At 65.5% G+C, this 18,087-nt stretch carries 15 protein-coding genes and 2 tRNA genes; 3 read left to right on the forward strand and 14 right to left on the reverse strand.

Annotation, left to right across the window (positions count from 1 at the left end; translation table 11 throughout):
• Nucleotide 1: 1 nt before the first annotated feature.
• Genes AC1MCD_RS11985 through thiL form a run of 3 tightly spaced genes read right to left on the reverse strand, consistent with a single transcriptional unit; the run spans nt 2 to nt 4,305 of the window.
• Nucleotides 2-2,284 carry an ATP-dependent DNA helicase RecG gene (locus AC1MCD_RS11985; protein ID WP_498672190.1) on the reverse strand — a complete coding sequence of 761 codons (2,283 nt, stop codon included), beginning with the start codon at nt 2,282-2,284 and terminating at the stop codon, nt 2-4.
• On the reverse strand, nt 2,274-3,284 hold the full coding sequence (locus AC1MCD_RS11990) for a DAK2 domain-containing protein (RefSeq protein ID WP_498672194.1): 1,011 nt from the start codon (nt 3,282-3,284) through the stop codon (nt 2,274-2,276). The genes AC1MCD_RS11985 and AC1MCD_RS11990 overlap by 11 nt, the downstream gene beginning before the upstream one ends.
• A gap of 22 nt (nt 3,285-3,306) precedes the next feature.
• Entirely contained in the window at nt 3,307-4,305 is a 999-nt protein-coding gene (thiL, locus tag AC1MCD_RS11995; protein WP_498678312.1) for a thiamine-phosphate kinase, read from the reverse strand.
• A 136-nt stretch (nt 4,306-4,441) separates the two neighbouring features.
• Between thiL and AC1MCD_RS12000 the strand changes: the two genes are divergently transcribed.
• Nucleotides 4,442-4,951: a DUF3515 family protein gene (locus AC1MCD_RS12000; protein WP_498672196.1), complete on the forward strand. Its 510-nt coding sequence runs from the start codon at nt 4,442-4,444 to the stop codon at nt 4,949-4,951.
• A 4-nt stretch (nt 4,952-4,955) separates the two neighbouring features.
• Here the strand turns inward: AC1MCD_RS12000 and AC1MCD_RS12005 are convergent, their stop codons facing one another.
• The 6 genes from AC1MCD_RS12005 to leuC all read right to left on the reverse strand — a co-directional run bounded on the left by AC1MCD_RS12005 (nt 4,956) and on the right by leuC (nt 11,551).
• Complete coding sequence (locus tag AC1MCD_RS12005; RefSeq protein ID WP_498672199.1) at nt 4,956-6,104, reverse strand: D-alanine--D-alanine ligase family protein; 1,149 nt, start codon at nt 6,102-6,104, stop codon at nt 4,956-4,958.
• A gap of 1 nt (nt 6,105) precedes the next feature.
• Nucleotides 6,106-7,158 carry an NAD(P)H-dependent glycerol-3-phosphate dehydrogenase gene (locus AC1MCD_RS12010; protein WP_498672201.1) on the reverse strand — a complete coding sequence of 351 codons (1,053 nt, stop codon included), beginning with the start codon at nt 7,156-7,158 and terminating at the stop codon, nt 6,106-6,108.
• Entirely contained in the window at nt 7,155-7,922 is a 768-nt protein-coding gene (locus AC1MCD_RS12015; RefSeq protein WP_498672203.1) for a lysophospholipid acyltransferase family protein, read from the reverse strand. The genes AC1MCD_RS12010 and AC1MCD_RS12015 overlap by 4 nt, the downstream gene beginning before the upstream one ends.
• Before the next feature lie 10 nt (nt 7,923-7,932).
• On the reverse strand, nt 7,933-9,258 hold the full coding sequence (murA, locus tag AC1MCD_RS12020) for a UDP-N-acetylglucosamine 1-carboxyvinyltransferase (RefSeq protein WP_498672205.1): 1,326 nt from the start codon (nt 9,256-9,258) through the stop codon (nt 7,933-7,935).
• 226 nt (nt 9,259-9,484) lie between these two features.
• Nucleotides 9,485-10,087 (reverse strand): 3-isopropylmalate dehydratase small subunit, encoded by a 603-nt coding sequence (leuD, locus tag AC1MCD_RS12025; protein ID WP_498672208.1) that lies wholly within the window; start codon nt 10,085-10,087, stop codon nt 9,485-9,487.
• 9 nt (nt 10,088-10,096) lie between these two features.
• Nucleotides 10,097-11,551, reverse strand: a complete 1,455-nt coding sequence (gene leuC / locus AC1MCD_RS12030) for a 3-isopropylmalate dehydratase large subunit (RefSeq protein ID WP_498672210.1) — start codon at nt 11,549-11,551, stop codon at nt 10,097-10,099.
• Nucleotides 11,552-11,666: 115 nt separating this feature from the next.
• On the opposite strand from leuC, the gene AC1MCD_RS12035 reads away from it, so the two are divergent.
• Nucleotides 11,667-12,386, forward strand: coding sequence for an IclR family transcriptional regulator (locus tag AC1MCD_RS12035; protein ID WP_498672212.1), 720 nt, complete (start codon nt 11,667-11,669; stop codon nt 12,384-12,386).
• Nucleotides 12,387-12,460: 74 nt separating this feature from the next.
• Nucleotides 12,461-13,003 (forward strand): DUF1697 domain-containing protein, encoded by a 543-nt coding sequence (locus AC1MCD_RS12040; protein ID WP_498672214.1) that lies wholly within the window; start codon nt 12,461-12,463, stop codon nt 13,001-13,003.
• Between the two features lie 3 nt (nt 13,004-13,006).
• Here the strand turns inward: AC1MCD_RS12040 and AC1MCD_RS12045 are convergent, their stop codons facing one another.
• From AC1MCD_RS12045 to AC1MCD_RS12065, 5 genes are all read right to left on the reverse strand, one after another.
• The gene (locus tag AC1MCD_RS12045; protein WP_498672217.1) at nt 13,007-14,623 is read right to left on the reverse strand and encodes a GTPase; all 1,617 of its coding nucleotides are present in this window, start codon (nt 14,621-14,623) and stop codon (nt 13,007-13,009) included.
• Complete coding sequence (locus AC1MCD_RS12050; protein WP_498678314.1) at nt 14,620-16,392, reverse strand: dynamin family protein; 1,773 nt, start codon at nt 16,390-16,392, stop codon at nt 14,620-14,622. Before AC1MCD_RS12050 ends, AC1MCD_RS12045 begins: the two co-directional genes overlap by 4 nt.
• Before the next feature lie 52 nt (nt 16,393-16,444).
• Nucleotides 16,445-17,500, reverse strand: a complete 1,056-nt coding sequence (locus AC1MCD_RS12055; RefSeq protein ID WP_498672219.1) for an acyltransferase family protein — start codon at nt 17,498-17,500, stop codon at nt 16,445-16,447.
• Between the two features lie 122 nt (nt 17,501-17,622).
• Nucleotides 17,623-17,695: transfer RNA gene (locus AC1MCD_RS12060), tRNA-Glu, on the reverse strand.
• 143 nt (nt 17,696-17,838) lie between these two features.
• Nucleotides 17,839-17,910: transfer RNA gene (locus tag AC1MCD_RS12065), tRNA-Gln, on the reverse strand.
• Nucleotides 17,911-18,087: the final 177 nt, after the last annotated feature.

The raw sequence follows: 18,087 nt of genomic DNA on the forward strand, positions 1-18,087 counted from the left end.
ACTATCCGCGCTCAAGGAACGCCTCCTTCTCGGGATTCAGGTATTCGTTGATGGCCTCAGCGAGGCGGGGATGCCGTGCCAGCGTCGGGTCCGCGCCCACCACATCCTGGGCGTCCTGCCTTGCCCGGGCAATGATGTCCTCATGCTCCAACACGCGCAACAGCTTAAGGGTGGATCGGCCGCCTGACTGTGACGCGCCCAGGATGTCGCCCTCGCGGCGCAGCTTGAGGTCCTCCTGGGACAGCTCAAAGCCGTCCGTGGTGGAAGCCACCGCATCCAGCCGGCGCCGGCTCGGGTGCCCTGGTTCCAGGCCGGTGACCAGCAGGCAGGTTCCGGGGAGGCCGCCACGACCCACCCGCCCACGCAACTGGTGAAGCTGCGAGATGCCGAAGCGGTCGGCGTCGAGGATCACCATCAACGTGGCGTTGTGGACGTCCACGCCCACTTCGATCACGGTGGTGGCGACCAGGAGCTTGGTCCGGTTGGCCGTGAAATCGGCCATCGCGGCATTCTTCACCGCCGTGTCCAGGCGGCCGTGCATCGGTGCCAGCGGGACGCCGGACAGGGCCGGCTCCTGGAGCAGTTGGTCGACGACGGCGGTCACCGACGCGAGTTCGCGTTCAGCGCCGTCGCCTGCCAGGCCAGCTGCGGAAGGTTCCGCTTCGCCGGGACTGAAATCGCCGTCGTCGTCCGTTCCGATCCTGGGGCACACCACATAGACCTGGTGCCCGGCGTCGATCTCCTCGCGCGAACGCGACCAGATACGCCCTGCCCAGCCAGGGTTTTCGGCAAGGCCCACCACATGAGTGGAAATGGGCGCCCGGCCTGCGGGGAGCTCGTCCAGGATGGAGGTTTCAAGATCTCCGAAGACGGTCATCGCCACGGTCCGGGGAATAGGCGTGGCGGTCATGACCAGCAGGTGCGGCGGCTTGTTGGCCTTTGACCGCAGGACGTCACGTTGCTCCACACCAAACCGGTGCTGTTCGTCCACGACGATCAGGCCCAGATCATAGAACGCGACATTATCGCTCAGCAGTGCGTGCGTGCCGATCACAATGCCGGCCGCACCGGACGCGGCGTCGAGCATGGCCCGTTTGCGGGCGGCAGCGGGCATGGAACCGGTGAGCAGCGTAACCTGAACGGCACCTTCGGCCAGGCTACCGAGAAGCCCGTCCGCGGACAGCATGGGATCCCGGGAAAGGGAACCCAGCGTGCGGCGGATGGATTCGAAGTGCTGGGCTGCGAGGACTTCGGTGGGCGCCAGCAGCGCCGCCTGCCCGCCGGCGTCCACCACCTGAAGCATGGCCCGCAACGCCACAATGGTTTTGCCCGACCCGACCTCCCCCTGCAAGAGCCGGTTCATAGGGCTGTCCTGCGCGAGTTCGGCGGCAAGGGTTTTTCCCACGGCAGCCTGGCCGCCAGTCAGGGTGAACGGCAGCTGCCGGTCGAACGCCGTCAGCAGCCCATCGGCTGCCGGCCGTCGGGCGGTGGCTTCCTCGGCTGCCAGCTGTGCACGCCGCCGGGCCAGGGCAGCCTGCAGGACCAGGGCTTCCTGGAACCGGAGCCGGTCCTGGGCGCGCTTCCAGTCGGCCTGCGTTTCGGGCTTGTGGATGAGGCGGTAGGCCTCGGCCACCGGCAGGAACTTTTCCCGGCGGGCGACGTCGTCCGGCAACGGATCGGGCAACGCCTCCAGATCGACGGTTTGGAGGAGCGTGTCGATCACTTTCTGAATCGACCAGCTGGTGAGCTTGGCCGTGGCCGGGTACACCGGGACGGGCATGGCAGCCAGCTTTTCGGGGTCCATACCCGGCATGTCCGGGTCTTCGTCCAAGAGGTTGAAGTCCGGATTGGTCAGGCCGAGCGAGGCGCCGTACCGGGTCACTTTGCCGGAGAACATCACGCGCCGTCCGGGCAGGAGTTCGGCCTGTGCCCGAAAGCCGCTGAAAAAAGTGATCTTGAGGGTGCCGTGCCCGCTGCCGGGCCCTACGGAGGCAAGGCGCGGACGGCCATGGGATGCGGCGTCGTCGGTGATGATGACATCGGTAATGGACCCGCGGCGCGTATGCATCTTGCGGGTGCTGTTGGAGAGAACCCGCGCAATGAGGGTGACTTCCTCATCGACGGGCAGCTCGCCGATAGGAGTCAGCTCACCCCGGTTCAGGTAGCGGCGGGGGAAATAGTTCAGCAGGCCGCCGACGGTGCTGATCCCCAAATGTTTCTCAATGGCCGACGCTGACCGTTTTCCGATCAGCCGTTCGAGGCGCTGGCCGAGGTCAGCGCTCATGCCCATAGGAGCTCGCTGGAGCCGGTTCGGGATCTCGGGCTACGGCAAGTTCGCTGACGGTGAGCTCTGAAGGGTGCCCCAGGGAGCGGATCACGCTCACGGCGGGCGTGGCGTCCGGGACGTGGACGTGCACACGCCAGCGGTAGTTGCCGTCCGGATTCGCGGCGTTGCCCACCTGGCTCATGATGACGGAGTCGCCGATCTCGTCCAGCCTCTGCCGGAGTGTGGCGGCGTTCAGCGGTGAGAGGCTGATGGTGCACATGACTTCAACGCCGTCGTCATCCGGCATGCTGGTGTGGATGTGCGGGTCCTGGACGTCGTAGCCGTGCAGGCCGTCGAGGAGTTCACCCTGCAGTCCCTCGCCCAGGACAGCGGAGCGAAGGCAATCGAGGATGAGCAGCATGCCAACGCCCCCCGCATCGACTACATGTGCGGCTTCCAGGGCGGCCAACTGACTCTCTGTGCTGACCACTGCTTGCAGGGCGCCCTTGACGGCGGCGTCCAGGGTTTTACCCAGGGCGAGGTTGCTGTCGTCGCCGTTGTGACCCGCGTCCACTGCCGCGGCGGCTCGGGCTGCGGCCTCCATCACCGAAAGCATGGTGCCCGGTACAGGATCGCTTAATGCGGACCACGCCCGGATCTGGGCGCGGTTCAGCGCCGCGGCCAGCAGCGCTGACGTCAGGCGGGTGTGCCCGGCCAACGGCTCCGCGGCGGCGCAGAGAAACACGGAGAAAAGTGTGCCGGAGTTACCGCGTGCCTGCTCCATCGCCGCCCGGCCCGCATGCGCCAGCACTGCTCCCACATCCGCCTGGCCCGGATCTGACAGGGCGGCTGAGTCCGGGCTTGCCGTGCCGCCGTGCAGGGCGCGGGCAGCTGCCCGGACGGTGAGGTAAAGGTTTGTTCCGGTATCGCCGTCCGCCACGGGGAAAATGTTGATGGCATTGATGCGGTCGCTGTGGTTGCCGATGGCCGTTTCGGCCTTGTCCAACCACCGCTTCATCGCTTGGGCATTCGCGGCAACCTTAGTCTGCAAAGTGATCCCATCCCCTGGCGCCAGCGACGCGGCCCGCAATTGTGACGCCCGGGCCAGTGTCGGTTCCCGGGGCTTGTACTGAGCCTATCGCAGTGAATCCAGCCGGAAGCTGAATGTTGGCAGGGAATGTGGCAAGCAGTCCGTGGTCTTCTCCCCCGCCCACCACCCACGCCACCGGGTCCACTTCGAGGACGTCCGACGCCGGGCTGAGGCCTTCCGCCTGCCGCTTCAGTTCCAGCGGGTCCAGGTCCAGCACCACGCCACTGGCGGCGGCGAGACGGCTGCCGTCGCGCAGCAGACCGTCCGAGATATCCATCATGGCGCTAGCGCCGGCCTCCCGGGCCCGCGGGCCCGCTGCCAGGGGCGGCCTCGGCCGGCACTGGGTTTCGACAAGTGCACGCTGCGCCGGGGCAAGGGCCTGCATGGGAGCTGAAGATTCCAGGAGCGCCAGGCCGGCCGCGGCCCGGCCGACTGTGCCGGCCAGTGCCAGGACGTCGCCGGGGCGGGCACCGGAGCGCAACACCGGCTTTCCCCCTTCCAAGGTGCCCAGCACCGCCACGGTCACGGAGATTTCCGTTCCGCGGCCCAGGTCACCCCCGACCACGGAGCAGTCGGTGGCCCCCAGTTCCTTGATTGCCGCGGTGAGGCCGTCGGCCAGGTCCTCGACCCAGCTGACGGGTGTCTCCGGCGGCAGGGTGAGGCTGACCACCAGCGAGGTGGCCTTGCCGCCCATCGCATTGATGTCACTCAGGTTCTGGGCTGCAGCCTTCCACCCGACATCGAAACCGGTAGTCCGGTAGCCATTGGCCCATTGCAGCCGGAAGTCCTGATTCTGGACCTGGGTGTCAATGGAAATCAGCGTCCGGCCGTCCGGTGCCGCCACCAGCCCAGCGTCATCCCCCGGCCCCAGCAGTGTGGCCGAGCCGTGGGCACCGCCGCCCATTTCCAGGCGGGGAAAGATCCGGGCCAGCAGTCCGGATTCGGACATGGCGGCGACTGCGGGGGTTTCGTCGGTCAGGGGTTTTTCAGGCACGCCCCTACGCTACAGCCCGGCACCGACAATGCTGATCCTGCGTCACCGTCAGGCGTGCGGCGCCACTGCGCGGCGGCACTAGGCTTGATGGATGCACCATCCGCGTTTGCTCTTACCCGTCCGTGTGTCCCTGAGCCTGCTGACCGCTGCCCTGGCCGGCGCTGTTCTCTCCGGCTGCGCCCCCGCCGTGGATGTGGCCCCGGCCGCTGACGCGGCCAACCCCGCGTGCGCGCCGATGATGGTGGCCCTGCCGGACGCCATCGGCGACGCGAAGCTGCGGAAGACCAACAGCCAGGCCACTGCTGCCTGGGGGGACCCCTCCCAGGTGATCCTGCGCTGCGGTGTTAACGTTCCGGGCCCGACCACGGACCGCTGCGTAAGCGTCAACGGCGTCGATTGGGTCATCAAGGAAGCGGACGCGGCATGGACCCTGACCACTTTCGGCCGCAAACCGGCCACCGAGATCCTCCTCGCGAAGGATCAGGAGACCATCAGCTCCGCCACCGTCCTTGCTGATCTTTCCGGGGCCGCGGCAAAGATCCCCGCCACCGGGAACTGCGTGGGCCAGGAAGACCTGCAGAACCTGCCGACCAGCAAGTAGGGGGTCAGCGCAGGCCGGTCTTCCGGTTCAGCGCCAGGTAGATCAGTTCGTCAATAAGGTCCGCGTAGTCCAGGCCGGATGCTGCCCACATCTGCGGGTACATGCTCTTGGGAGTAAACCCCGGCATGGTGTTGATCTCGTTGATGATCAGCTCGCCCTCAGGGGTGTAGAAGAAGTCAACGCGGCTCAGTCCTTCCGCCCCGACGGCGTCGAACGCGACTGCCGCCAGTTCCCGCACCCTCGCGATTGCGTCCTCGGGGATGTCGGCCGGACAGCTGAGCGAAGCGGCGTCGTCCTCAACGTATTTGGCGTTGAAGTCGTAGAAATCGTGACCGCCGCCTGCCACGGAGATCTCGCCCGGCATGGAGGTACGCGGCGCTGACGTTCCGCGCCCTTCCAGGACGGCACACTCGATTTCCCGGCCCACGATGCCAGCCTCAATGACCAGCTTGCGGTCGTGGCGGCGGGCTTCCTCGACGGCGGCATCCAATTCCTCCAGCGAATCCACTTTGGAGATGCCCATGGAGGATCCCGCCCGGGCCGGTTTGACGAACACCGGGAAGCCGAGACGGTCCACCTGCTTGCGGACGTCCTCGGCGTCGTTGAGCCACTGCCGGTCCGTGACGGCGACATACGGCCCCACCCGCAGGCCGGCGGCTTCGAAAACAACCTTCATGTAGTGCTTGTCCATGCCCACCGCGGACGCGAGCACTCCCGCGCCGACGTACCGGGTGTCAGAGAGTTCCAGCAGCCCTTGGATGGTTCCGTCTTCCCCAAACGGACCGTGGAGCAGCGGGAACACCACATCAACGGTGCCGAGTTCGCGGGGAACCGCGTCCGGCGAGGCCACAATCAGTTGGTGTTCCCCGCCGATTTCGGCAAGGGTCACAGTCTCGGACGACGCCGGAACTTCCGGCAGCGACGCCGCGGACAGCGACCACTGGGAAGTGTCCGCCAAGGCCAGGACCCATTGCCCGGACTTGGCGATGCCGATAGGGATGACGTCGTACTTGTCTTTGTTGATTGCCCCCAGCACGCCGGCAGCCGTCACGCAGCTGACCGCATGTTCGCTGGACCGGCCACCAAATAGCACCGCAACTCGGGGTTTCGCCCGGCGCGCCGGATCCGCTGCGGCCAGGTTTTCGTCAGACATCTCAGTAATCGCCTTCGGGTTTCAGGTCCCGGGCCAGCAGCAGCGGGCCCAGTTGGTCAACGGACAGTTTGCCGGCGAGGACGGCTACAACAGCGGCGGTGATGGGCATCTCCACGCCCAGCTTGCCCGCGAGATCGTTCACGGCCTGGCCTGACTTAATTCCTTCGGCGGTCTGCGTCATCTTCAGGGCCAGCTCATCAAGGGTGAGGCCCTGGCCCAGCAGCCGGCCGGCTGTATGATTCCGCGACAGCGGCGAGGAGCAGGTTGCAACCAGGTCCCCCAGGCCAGCGAGTCCGGCCATGGTCCGGGCCTCCCCGCCGAGGGCCAAGGCAAGCCTTGACGTTTCAGCCAGGCCCCGCGTAATGACGGAGGCCTTGGTGTTGTCCCCCATCTGCTTACCTTCACAAATGCCAACAGCCAGCGCGATGACGTTCTTAACGATGCCGCCAATCTCCACGCCCACCACGTCCCCTGTGGTGTACGGGCGGAAGTACGGAGCGGTGCAGCTCCTGGCAATCCAGCCCGCGGTCGCCTCATCTGTACACGCCACCACCGAGGCCGTAGGTTCTTCACGGGCGATCTCCAAGGCGAGGTTCGGCCCCGAGACTACCGCTATCCGGTGATCGGGAATCCCGAGTTCTTCGCTGATGACCTCGCTCATGCGGGCATCCGTTCCGAGTTCCAGGCCCTTCATCAGGGACACCACCACCGCGTCCGGGGCAACCAGGGCTTTCCATTCGCGGAGTTGGAGACGCAGCGACTGTGCGGGCACCGCCAGGACCACCAGGTCCGCGCCGGACAAGACCTCACGCACATCCATGGACGCTGTGATGCTGGCGGGCAGCACCGTGTCCTTCAGATACTGCTCGTTCCTATGGGAGGAGTTGATCTGCGCCACCACCTCGTTGCGCCTGCCCCACAGCCGGATGCTTCGTTCCACGGCCGCCGCCTTGGCAGCGTCTGCAAGGATCTTGGCGAAGGTGGTTCCCCAGGAACCTGCTCCCAGGACAGCAACAGACCGGGCCGAGCCGGGACGGCTTCCGTCAGCGGTCACGTGGCATCCGCTGCGCCGTCAGGCCGTTTCCGGTCAACGAAGCGGCCGTGCGTGGCCTGGTTGTGTTTGGCGGGATCCCAGCGCTCGGCCGGAGGTACCTCGCCCCGGATGCCTGCCAGCAGTTCCGTCACGGCGTCCATGATGGCATCGGTGGCAGCGGTGAGGGTTGCTTTATCCAGCGCCCTGCCCATAAAAGGACTGAGGTCCACCGGTTTACCCACCACTACCCGGGACGTCTTGCGCGGGAAAAGGTGGAAGCTCTTTGCGTAACGCGGGAAGACCTCGTGGGCACCCCAATGGGCGATCGGCACCACGGGTATTCCACCTTCGAGCGCGAGGCGTGCTGCCCCGGTGTGGCCCTTCATCGGCCACAGCTCCGGATCACGGGTCAGCGTCCCCTCAGGGTAGATGATGATGGCCCCGCCGTCGGCCACGATCTCCTGGGCGAGCTGAAGCGAGCGGTTCGCTCCCGCCGTCGAGCGTTCCACCGGGATCTGGCGGGTGGCCCGAAGGATGGCACCCAGCACGGGAACCTTGAACAGCCCGGCTTTGGCCAGGAAGTGGGGCGCGCGCTTCTGGTTGTACAGCAAGTGGCCCACGATAAGCGGATCGATCTCGGTGCAATGGTTGGGCGCGGCGATGAAGCCGCCGGCCGGGAGGTTTTCCAGGCCCTCCCACTTTTTGTTCATCATGCCGTTCAGCAGGGTGCGCACGATGGCTGCGACCACAACGAATGTGGCCTGGCTCTTGGCTGTTTCCTTCACGACCCCAACGCTACTTCGTCGAGGTGATGTCGAAGTCGGCGCCGAGGCCGGCCAGCTTTTCGGTAAAGCGCTCGTAGCCGCGGTTGATGATGTCAATCCCGGTCACGCGGGACGTGCCGGTTGCGGCAAGCGCAGCGATGAGGTGGCTGAAGCCGCCACGGAGGTCCGGGACGTCGATGTCGGTGCCCTTGAGCTGGGTGGGGCCCGAAATGACGGCCGAGTGGAGGAAGTTCCGCTGGCCGAAGCGGCACGGCACGCTGCCCAAGCATTCACGGTGCACCTGGATGTTGGCGCCCATCCGGATGAGAGCCTCGGTGAAACCGAACCTGTTTTCATAGACGGTCTCATGCACGATCGATACGCCCTCGGCCTGGGTCAGTGCTACCACCAGGGGTTGCTGCCAGTCGGTCATGAAGCCGGGGTGCACGTCGGTTTCGAGGACCAGCGGATTGAGCTTTCCGCCGCGGTGGTAAAAGCGGATGCCGTCCTCGCCGATGTCCATGCCGCCGCCCACCTTGCGGTAGGTGTTCAGGAACGTCATCATGTCCCGCTGCGAGGCACCTTCGACGAAAATGTCGCCGCGGGTGACCAACGCCGCCGAAGCCCACGACGCCGATTCGTTGCGGTCCGAGAGGGCACGGTGGTTGTAGCCGCCCAGGTCCTTGACGCCTTCGATGCGGATGGTGCGGTCGGTCTGGACGCTGATAATGGCGCCCATCTTCTGCAGCACGGCGATCAGGTCAATAATCTCCGGCTCGGTGGCGGCCCCGGCCAATTCTGTGATTCCTTCGGCGCGGGTGGCGCTGAGCAGTACCTGCTCGGTGGCGCCCACCGAGGGATAAGGCAGGGAGATCTTGGCTCCCTGCAGGCCCCGCGGTGCGGAGATGTGGATGCCGCCGGGCCGCTTCTCTACGACAGCGCCAAACTGGCGGAGCACGTTGAGGTGGTAGTCGATGGGCCGGTCGCCAATCTTGCAGCCGCCCAGGTCCGGGATGAAAGCCTCACCGATCGCGTGGATGAGGGGTCCGCAGAGCAGGATGGGGATCCGTGAATCCCCGGCATGGGCGTCAATAGCGGTGCTCGGGGCGGTCTTGGCCGCCTTCGGATCCAGGGTGAGGTCACCGCTCAAAGGATCCTTGACCACCGTCACGCCGTGCAGCTGCAACAGGGACGTGACAACCTCGACATCCTTGATCTCCGGAACGTTCCGCAACACCGACGGTTCGTTGCCCAGCAAGGCTGCCACCATCGCTTTGGGAACAAGATTCTTGGCCCCACGGACGTTGACACGGCCTGTAAGCGGGACTCCGCCTCGGATTGTCAGAACACTACTCATATACCGGTTTCCTTACGATTACTCGCCCCCAAGTCCTTGCAAAGGCTCCAACTAAGCATAGGAGGTCACGTTACCGAACCGAAATACGGCGGCGTTGAAGCCTGCGGCGCGGCGTCGCGTCTTCCGGCTTTGCGCCAGTCCCGCCAGAAGCAACGCGGGGTCACCCCAGGCCCGATAATTCGACTTTATCCAGCGTTGAGTGACCCCGCGTTGCCCCGGCGAATGCCTAGGAAAGCCGGGCCGGTAGCGTGGTTGGCTTGAAGGCAGGACGGGTGGCTTCGTAAGCCGTAATATCCTCTTCGTGCTGGAGCGTGAGGCCGATGTCATCCAGGCCCTCAAGGAGCCGCCAGCGGGTGTAGTCGTCGATTTCGAAGGGGGCCACGATGTTCCCGCAACTGACCGTTTTCGACACCAGATCCACGGTGACTTCGGTACCTGGAGTGTTCTCCAGCTCTTTCCAGATCAGCTCGATGTCATCCTGGGCAAGTTCGGCCGCCAGCAGGCCCTGTTTGCCGGAGTTGCCGCGGAAAATATCCGCAAACCGTGACGACAGCACGGTCTTGAAGCCGTAGTCCTTCAGGGCCCAGACGGCGTGCTCCCGGGAGGACCCGGTGCCGAAGTCCGGACCTGCAACCAGGACGGAGCCGGCGTTGAACGGGGCCTGGTTGAGGATGAAGGCGGGATCCTTGCGCCAAGCGGAGAAGAGCGCGTCCTCAAAGCCGGTGCGGGTGATCCGCTTGAGGTAGACGGCCGGGATGATCTGGTCCGTGTCAACGTTGCTCTGGCGCAGCGGGACGCCGATGCCCGTGTGGGTGGTGAACTTTTCCATGGCGGTCTCCTAGGCGGCGCTGGTGCGGATGGCGGCGGAATCGGGGGCCGGATCAAGGTCCGACGGCGAGCTCAGGGTTCCGCGGATGGCTGTGGCGGCTGCCACGACCGGCGAAACCAGGTGCGTGCGGCCGCCCTTGCCCTGACGGCCTTCGAAGTTGCGGTTTGAGGTTGACGCGCAGCGCTCCCCCACCTCCAACTGGTCCGGGTTCATGCCCAGGCACATGGAGCAGCCGGCGAACCGCCACTCGGCACCGAAGTCCTTGAAGACCTTGTCCAGGCCTTCAGCTTCGGCCTCGAGGCGCACGCGGGCCGAACCGGGGACCACCAGCATCCGGATGTTGGGGTCCTTCTGCCGTCCGCGGATGATGTCCGCAGCGGCCCGGAGGTCCTCCATGCGCGAGTTGGTGCAGGAACCCAGGAAAACGGTGTCGACGCGGATGTCCTTCATCGGCGTTCCGGCAGTCAGGCCCATGTACTGCAGGGCGCGCTCGGCGGCAGCCTTGGCGTTCTCGTCGCCGAAGTCTTCCGGTGACGGCACTGTTGCGGAGAGCGACACGCCCTGGCCGGGGTTGGTGCCCCAGGTGACGAACGGCTCCAGCGTGTTGGCGTCCAGGTCCACCTCGGCGTCGAAGGTGGCGTCGTCGTCGGTACGCAGTGTGTTCCAGTACTCGACGGCGGCATCCCAGTCCGCTCCCTGGGGAGCATGCGGGCGGCCGGACATGTAGTCGTAGGTGGTCTGGTCCGGGGCAACCAGGCCGGCCCGGGCGCCGGCCTCGATGGACATGTTGCAGATGGTCATCCGGGCTTCCATGGACAGCGCGCGGATGGCGGAGCCTCGGTACTCCAGGACGTAGCCCTGGCCGCCGCCGGTGCCGATCCTGGCAATGACCGCGAGGATGATGTCCTTGGCGGTGACGCCCGGACGCAAGGTGCCTTCAACGTTGATGGCCATGGTTTTGAACGGCTTCAGGGACAGCGTCTGGGTGGCCATGACGTGCTCCACTTCGGAGGTGCCGATGCCCATGGCCAGGGCGCCGAAGGCACCGTGGGTGGAGGTGTGGGAGTCGCCGCAGACCACGGTCATGCCGGGCTGGGTCAGGCCAAGCTGCGGGCCCACCACGTGCACGATGCCCTGCTCAGCGTCGCCGAGCGAGTGCAGCCGTACGCCGAACTCCGCGCAGTTGTTGCGCAGGGTCTGGATCTGGGTGCGGCTGGTGAGATCGGCGATGGGCTTGTCGATGTCCAGCGTGGGCGTGTTGTGGTCCTCCGTGGCGATGGTGAGGTCCGGGCGGCGCAGCTTGCGGCCGGCGAGGCGGAGGCCTTCGAATGCCTGCGGGGACGTCACCTCATGGACAAGGTGGAGATCGATGAAGAGAAGATCGGGCTGGGCGTTGGCTCCCTCACCGTCGCCTTTGCGCACCACGTGTGCGTCCCAGACTTTTTCGGCCAGTGTTTGTGCCACGACCATCTCCCTTCACTGCATGTTTTGGCTGTTACGCTCCACTGAACCAGCAGGGCTGGACAATATGCCACTCAAAAGATTTGCATCTCAGATAATGAGACGGCAATATCATTACATGGACAATTCTAGTGGAGTCGGTGTCATTGATAAAGCGGCCCATGTGCTTGATGCACTGGAGGCCGGGCCCACCACCCTGGCACAGCTGGTGGCCGCTACGGGACTGGCACGGCCCACCGTTCACAGGCTTGCCCTGGCCCTGATCCATCACCGCCTGGTCAGCCGGGATATCCAGGGCAGGTTTGTCCTGGGCAGCCGCCTTGTGGAGCTGGCCTCCGCCGCGGGTGAGGACAGGCTCATTGCCTCGGCCGGGCCCATCCTGATGCAGTTGCGCGACGCCACCGGCGAAAGCTCGCAGATCTTCCGACGCCAGGGCGAGTGGCGCGTCTGCGTCGCTTCTGCCGAGCGGCCCATCGGCCTGCGCGACACCATTCCCGTCGGCACCCAGCTGTCCATGAAGGCCGGCTCCGCGGCCCAGGTTCTGCTCGCCTGGGAGGACCACGACCGGCTGCTTGAAGGCCTGCAGGCCGCCCGCTTTACGCCCACCGTTTTGGCAGGCGTACGACGACGGGGCTGGGGACAGAGCCTCGGTGAACGTGAGCCGGGGGTTGCGTCCGTCTCCGCCCCCGTCCGGGGGCCGTCCGGGCGTGTCATCGCCGCTGTCTCGATCTCCGGGCCGATCGAACGCCTGACCCGCCAGCCGGGCCGGCTCCACGCCGAAGTGGTCTGCAACGCCGCCCGGCTTCTGACTGAGGCACTGCGCAAGACTAACGACTGACACGTTGCCGCACCGTCAGCGCTAGCGTCTGTGTCAGCGGCCTCATGGTGGCCTGCCATGGCTAAGCTGTCCGCATGAACAGCTACGCAGTCTTCCTCCGCGGCATCAATGTTGGCGGAATCAACATCAAAATGGCGGAGCTCAAGGATGCACTCGCGTCCGCGGGGTTCGAGGGCGTCAAGACCCTCTTGGCCAGCGGCAACGTAGTGATTGCCAGCCCGGATGAACCGGCAGCTGTAAAGCAGACGTTCGAGAAATGCCTGCGCGAGACCTTCGGCTACGACGCCTGGGTGGTGGTCCTCACCGCACAACGCGTGGCCGAGTTGGTGGACGCCTGCCCGTACCCGGAAGACGACAAGGCGACGCACACGTACATCACGCTGTCCTCGGACACCGCCAAGCTCGACGAGCTGGACGCAGCCGGGGCGGCACTGGACGGCACGGAGCAGAAGCGGCTCGGCCCGGAGGCCCTGGCCTGGCTCGCTCCGGCCGGCGGAACGCTCGACAGCCCTTTCAGCAAGATCTCCGCCAAGGCGAAGTTCAAGGCAAGCACCACCACCCGGAACCTCCGGACCCTGATCAAGGTCCGGGATGCCGCGGCAGCCCTTGCGCAATAGGCCCTACGTTCCGCCTGCGGCCTTGAGGGCGGTATTGAAGGAACTGAGCCTGCTCACCTCAATTTCCACCGGCTCCACCACCAGGTCCCCGGCAACCCCACGGACCGCCGCGCGGAGGCGTTTCCTTGCCTTGGCCGCCCGCGCCCTCGCCGCTCCCGCACCGATGACCTTCCCGGTGAGCGCCAGGAAGATCCCCAGAACCACGCCGCCGGCGATCATCAGGGTGGGAAGGGGCCACCCTTCGACCCGCGGCACTTCCGGCACGGGCAGCTGCAGGTACGCGAGTCCAGCCAGCACGCCGAGCCAGCCCAACCCACCGACGACAATGGCCAGCGCCAGCCACTGGACCACATTGAACATGCCCCACCACCAGGACCTCCGGAAGGTCATCAGGTCCGTGCCCGCGATGGCCTGGTCCAGGGCGTCCGGCAGCGAATCCCGCCCTTCACGGGCAGCACCGCGGATGGCCGCCCGCCACGGCCCCGGCGCGCCCTCACTGGCAGCGTCCGCGAACTCGCGGACTGCCGCATCCGTCCGGGCGCGTTCAGGGGCCCCGGCGGGCGGGAGCGAGGTGCGGTTGAGCTGGGATGGCGAGGAACTCTTCAGGTTAAGTCGGCGCAGCGGATCGGACCTGAAGCGCAACAGCCACCTGGTGACCGGCCACCCGGTGCGGCGTGTCGATTCCAGGCGGTAGGACGTGGCCACTGAGTCGACCACCAGCGGCACGTTGGCTGCTGTGGCCAGCTCATCGGTGAGCCGTGAAGTGGACGACGGCCTGACGCCGGCTGCCTCACCCACGCCTGAGACGTCACCGAGCTGCCGGGAGGCGCGCGTGACGTCGGCCCCAAGTCTTTGCGAAAGTGCCTGGCGCTGTGTGACCACCCCCCGGATCGCGCTCCGGACCCTATCCACTCCTTTGCCTGTCAGTGCGGACGCGCCCAGGATCTGTACTTTGCCCAGTCCGTCGCGTGCGAGGATTCCCTTGAGCGACTCCAGCACCGGCTCGACGTCCTGTTCCGGCAACCTGTCCACCTGGTTGAGCACCACCAGCGTCACGGCCCCGTGGGCGCTCAGGGGCTTGAGGAAGTCGTTGTGCACGGCAGCGTCAGCGTATTTTTGCGGATCAAGCACCCAGACCAGGACGTCAACCAGGCCCACCATGCGCTCCACGATTTCGCGGTTGGCCGCGCGGGTGGAATCGAAATCGGGAAGGTCCAGCAGGATCAGCCCTGTGGCTTCATCGGCGAAGCCTGCAACAGGAACGGCATGGTGGCGGTTACGCACCTCCAACCAATCGAGCAGCGGCTCGCTGCCGTCCGCTCCCCAAACACCGGCCAAAGGTTCCGACGTGGTGGGCCGGCGCGCAGCCGCCGTCGCGATTTCAGCGCCGCTCACCGCATTGAACAGTGACGACTTGCCGCTTCCGGTGGCACCGAAGAAGCCCACCACGGTGTGGTCCGCGGACAGGGACCGCCGCGAGCTGGCACGGTCGAGGAGCTGCAGCACCTCCTCCAAGGCAGCATCGGGCAGGACCCCCTCCGCCAGTTCCCGGGCATCACTGAGGGCCGCAAGCCTTCGATCCAGCTGCGAGGCTTCCCGGGCCGCGCCGTGACGGCTCATATGCGCTCCGCCAGCCGGGCGAGGTTTGCGGAATGGTCTGCGAGGGTATGGGAGATATCCGTAACGCCTGCCGGGAGGCGCTCGAGGAACTTCTGCTGCTCCGCTTCCAGCAACCGCTGGCAGCGCGCATGAAGGTCGTCCCTGGCCGTCTGCGCAAGCCTGCGGACGGCGTCCTCACCGAATACGGCCTCGAGCAGCCTCTGGCCCACGATCGCGGTGCCGCCGGCCACGCCGATCTCCAGCCCGGTGAGGCCGGCCGTCATGGAAAACACCACGATCATCAGAGCGGCGCCCAGCCCGTTGATCCCGAACGAGAGCCACCGGGCTTGGGTGCGCTTCCCCTGCCCCTCCGTGCGGATCAGCTCCATCAGACCGGCCTGCCAGGCCCTGATCTCGGCCGCGGTCACGTCGGCAAACCCGGGGCTGGTTCCGGACAGGTCATCGGTACCCAACAACGCGCGGCCGGCCGGGTCCGAGCGCCAGCGCTGGTCCGTATCTTCGCCGGCGTTGGCGGCTTCATCCAGGATGACGGCCTGCAGTCCAGTTTCGATGGCCACCTCAACGCGGACGGCCGGCGTGGGCTCGCCCCGGAAGAACGCCCCCAACCTGTCCCGCAGCCGTCCAACGTTCTGCTCCAGCGTCCGGAAAAACTCACCTGTCCCAACAAAGTCCTGCCAGCGCGCCAGCACTTCGCCGCGAAGCAGCGAGCCGTCCTTGGTGGCATTCAGGATCCTGGCAACGGCATCGCGGTAGGCGGCCTGCGCGTCGGCGCGGAGCGACGCGGCGACGCGCTCTTGACCATGAACCGCCTCAGCCACAGCACTGACTCTGCCGGCCAACGCCTTCACCGTCCCGTTCAGCGTCCGCCGGGCAATCTCTGAACGTCCCGCGGCGTCAGCTGCAAGATCCCTCAGCCAAACCTGCAGCGGTTCCACGGAATGGGGCGGCAGCATGCCCAGGCCATCCAGGTCCGTCTCCGGCACCACAAACACCCTGGCCGCTCCGAGGCCTTCCCTCTGTAGCAACCCGCGAAGGTCGGCGCTGACTTCGGCTTCGGCCTCGGCAGGCACGCGGTCCAGCACGACGGCAACCATGATGTCCCTCGAGGATGCGTCCAGGAGCAGCTTCCACGGAACCGCGTCCGCGTAGCGGTTAGCCGTGGTGACGAAGACCCAGAGGTCAGCAGCGGCCAGCAGTTGTCCGGCCAACCGGCGGTTGTCATCGGAGATGGAATCGACGTCGGGGGCGTCCAGCAACGCGATGCCCTGCGGAACTGCCTGGTCCGCCACGAGCACCAGCGAGGAAATGGCCTCCGCGTCCGGTGTTGCACCCGCCCGGCTGGCCGGGAGTGGTTCAGACGAGATGGTTCCCCGGATCCGGCTGAGGCTGGGAAGCACGCGTTGGCCTTCGAACCAGCCGGCATCGGCGGGATGGTGCAACAGGATGGGTTGCCGCGTGGTGGGCCTGATGGCCCCGGAACGGGTGACAGGGTGCCCCACGAGGGCGTTCACCAGCGTTGACTTCCCTGCGCCTGTGGAACCTCCGACGACGGCGAGCAGCGGGGCGTCCAGGCTGCGGTAACGCGGGAGGATGTAGTCATCCAGTTGGGCCACCGCGTTCCGGACCTCAGTACGGGCCTGCCCTACGTCCGTCAGGGCCAGCGGCAGTGACACGGCGGCAAGGTCCTCCCGCACCGCTTCGAGCAGTTGCACGGCCGCCTGTGCAGCGTGGTCCGCCTGGCGGGCGGGCTGGCTGCGCGGTGCGCGCAGCGGGGGCGGAGGAGGCTGTGGTGGCGAACCGTCGGAAGAGGTCACAGCATCATCATGCCAGTTCAGGAGCCAACTGTGGTCTATACCGCGAAATGCGCCAGCGCTGGGACGGCCCTTCAACATACCGGCAGGACAACCAGGCCAACGGGGCCACGAGCAGCAATGACGTCCCGGCAAATACCAGCGGCGGCACGTGTTCGGGCAATCCAACAGACGCCAACACCTGTTGCACCGGCCAGCCGTAGATGTAGACGCCGAAAGATATGTCATAGCGTGAGCCGACACCGGCGAGCGGCAGATACAACGAACCTAGTATGAGGAAGAGACTAAGCGGCAGGTGTATCAACGACGGCGTGAATCCAGTACTGGCAACAACAAGGGTCACAGCTGCGACATAGGCGAGCGACATTCGATTTGCCGGAATCTGGTCCTGAAACAGAAAAATCAAAGATCCGGCCAAGAAGGTAAGAATCGGTATCAAAGGCCAGTCGGGAGGAGTCTGCACTGGCCCCCAGCCGGCATCAAGTGTAAAGACAAATATGGAACCCGCCAAAAAGGGCACCAGCAGCGCAATGCGCGCCAGTTGAGGCCGCAACGCTCCCAAGACGATTCCGACGAGCGCATAGCAGACGATCTCCCAGAAGAGTGTCCACAACGGACCATTCCAGGATCCTGAGTCGTTCACGCCATCCAAGCTGCCCGGGATCCCCCGGGCCGCAACACCGGGCATCCCTGCCGAGAGATTGGTAATGAAAAACCACACCGCATCTGGCAGTGAGTAACGGTTGCCAGCCAGGCCTGCCGTAACTGGAGCAATCACAAAGGCAACCGCGCCCACGCAGACGGTGAGACCCGGAATGATTCGAACCAGTCGCGCAAGGCAATAACTGGCGGAGGTTGTTGCCCGCACCCTGCTTCGGGTTATCAAGTATCCGGAAATGCCGAAGAACCCTATGACCGCCCAACTGCCCAACTTAATGCCGCCGGGCTGGGGCTCGGGGCCGTAGCCGCCCAGCCACCACGAATGTGACACGATCACGAGTGCGGCCAGGAGCAGCCGGATGGCGTTGAGCGAATTTTTGGTCTCGGCGAAGCGGTGTCCCAGCATAGTGTCCCCAGATAGTCGAAGGGCTTCAGAGTATTGGAGGTCCACACGTTGGCTACACAAATTCAACGAAGTTTTAACGCAAGAAAAACGGCCCCGGGCTGATGCCCGGGACCGTCATATTGTGACCCCAGCGGGATTCGAACCCGCGTTACCGCCGTGAGAGGGCAGCGTACTAGGCCGCTATACGATGGGGCCGTGTACTTCCAGGAAGCTTGCGCTTCCACCGGTTTTTGGCCGGTTTGCTCAGTGAGTATTTCATATACTCGGCGAGTGTTTCAAATCGGCGAACCGGCCTGAAACCCCTGATTGTCAGCACATTTTCAGCGCCTGAACCAGAGCTGGGATACCAGGACTCGAACCTAGAATGACGGTACCAGAAACCGTAGTGTTGCCAATTACACCATATCCCAATGATACTTTCGGGCCGGAGTTTTAGGCTTCAACCTGCGCTCCGTGCGCCTCAGCACGAGAAATTACTCTACCCGAGACTTTTCGTTGGCACAAATCGGCGGGCCGAGCCGTGCGCCAGCCAAGCGAGGCTCCAACCCTTGCCATCCGCACCCTCGTAAGTTTACTCTCGGTAAGTT

The organism is Arthrobacter sp. BF1 (genome assembly GCF_056680215.1).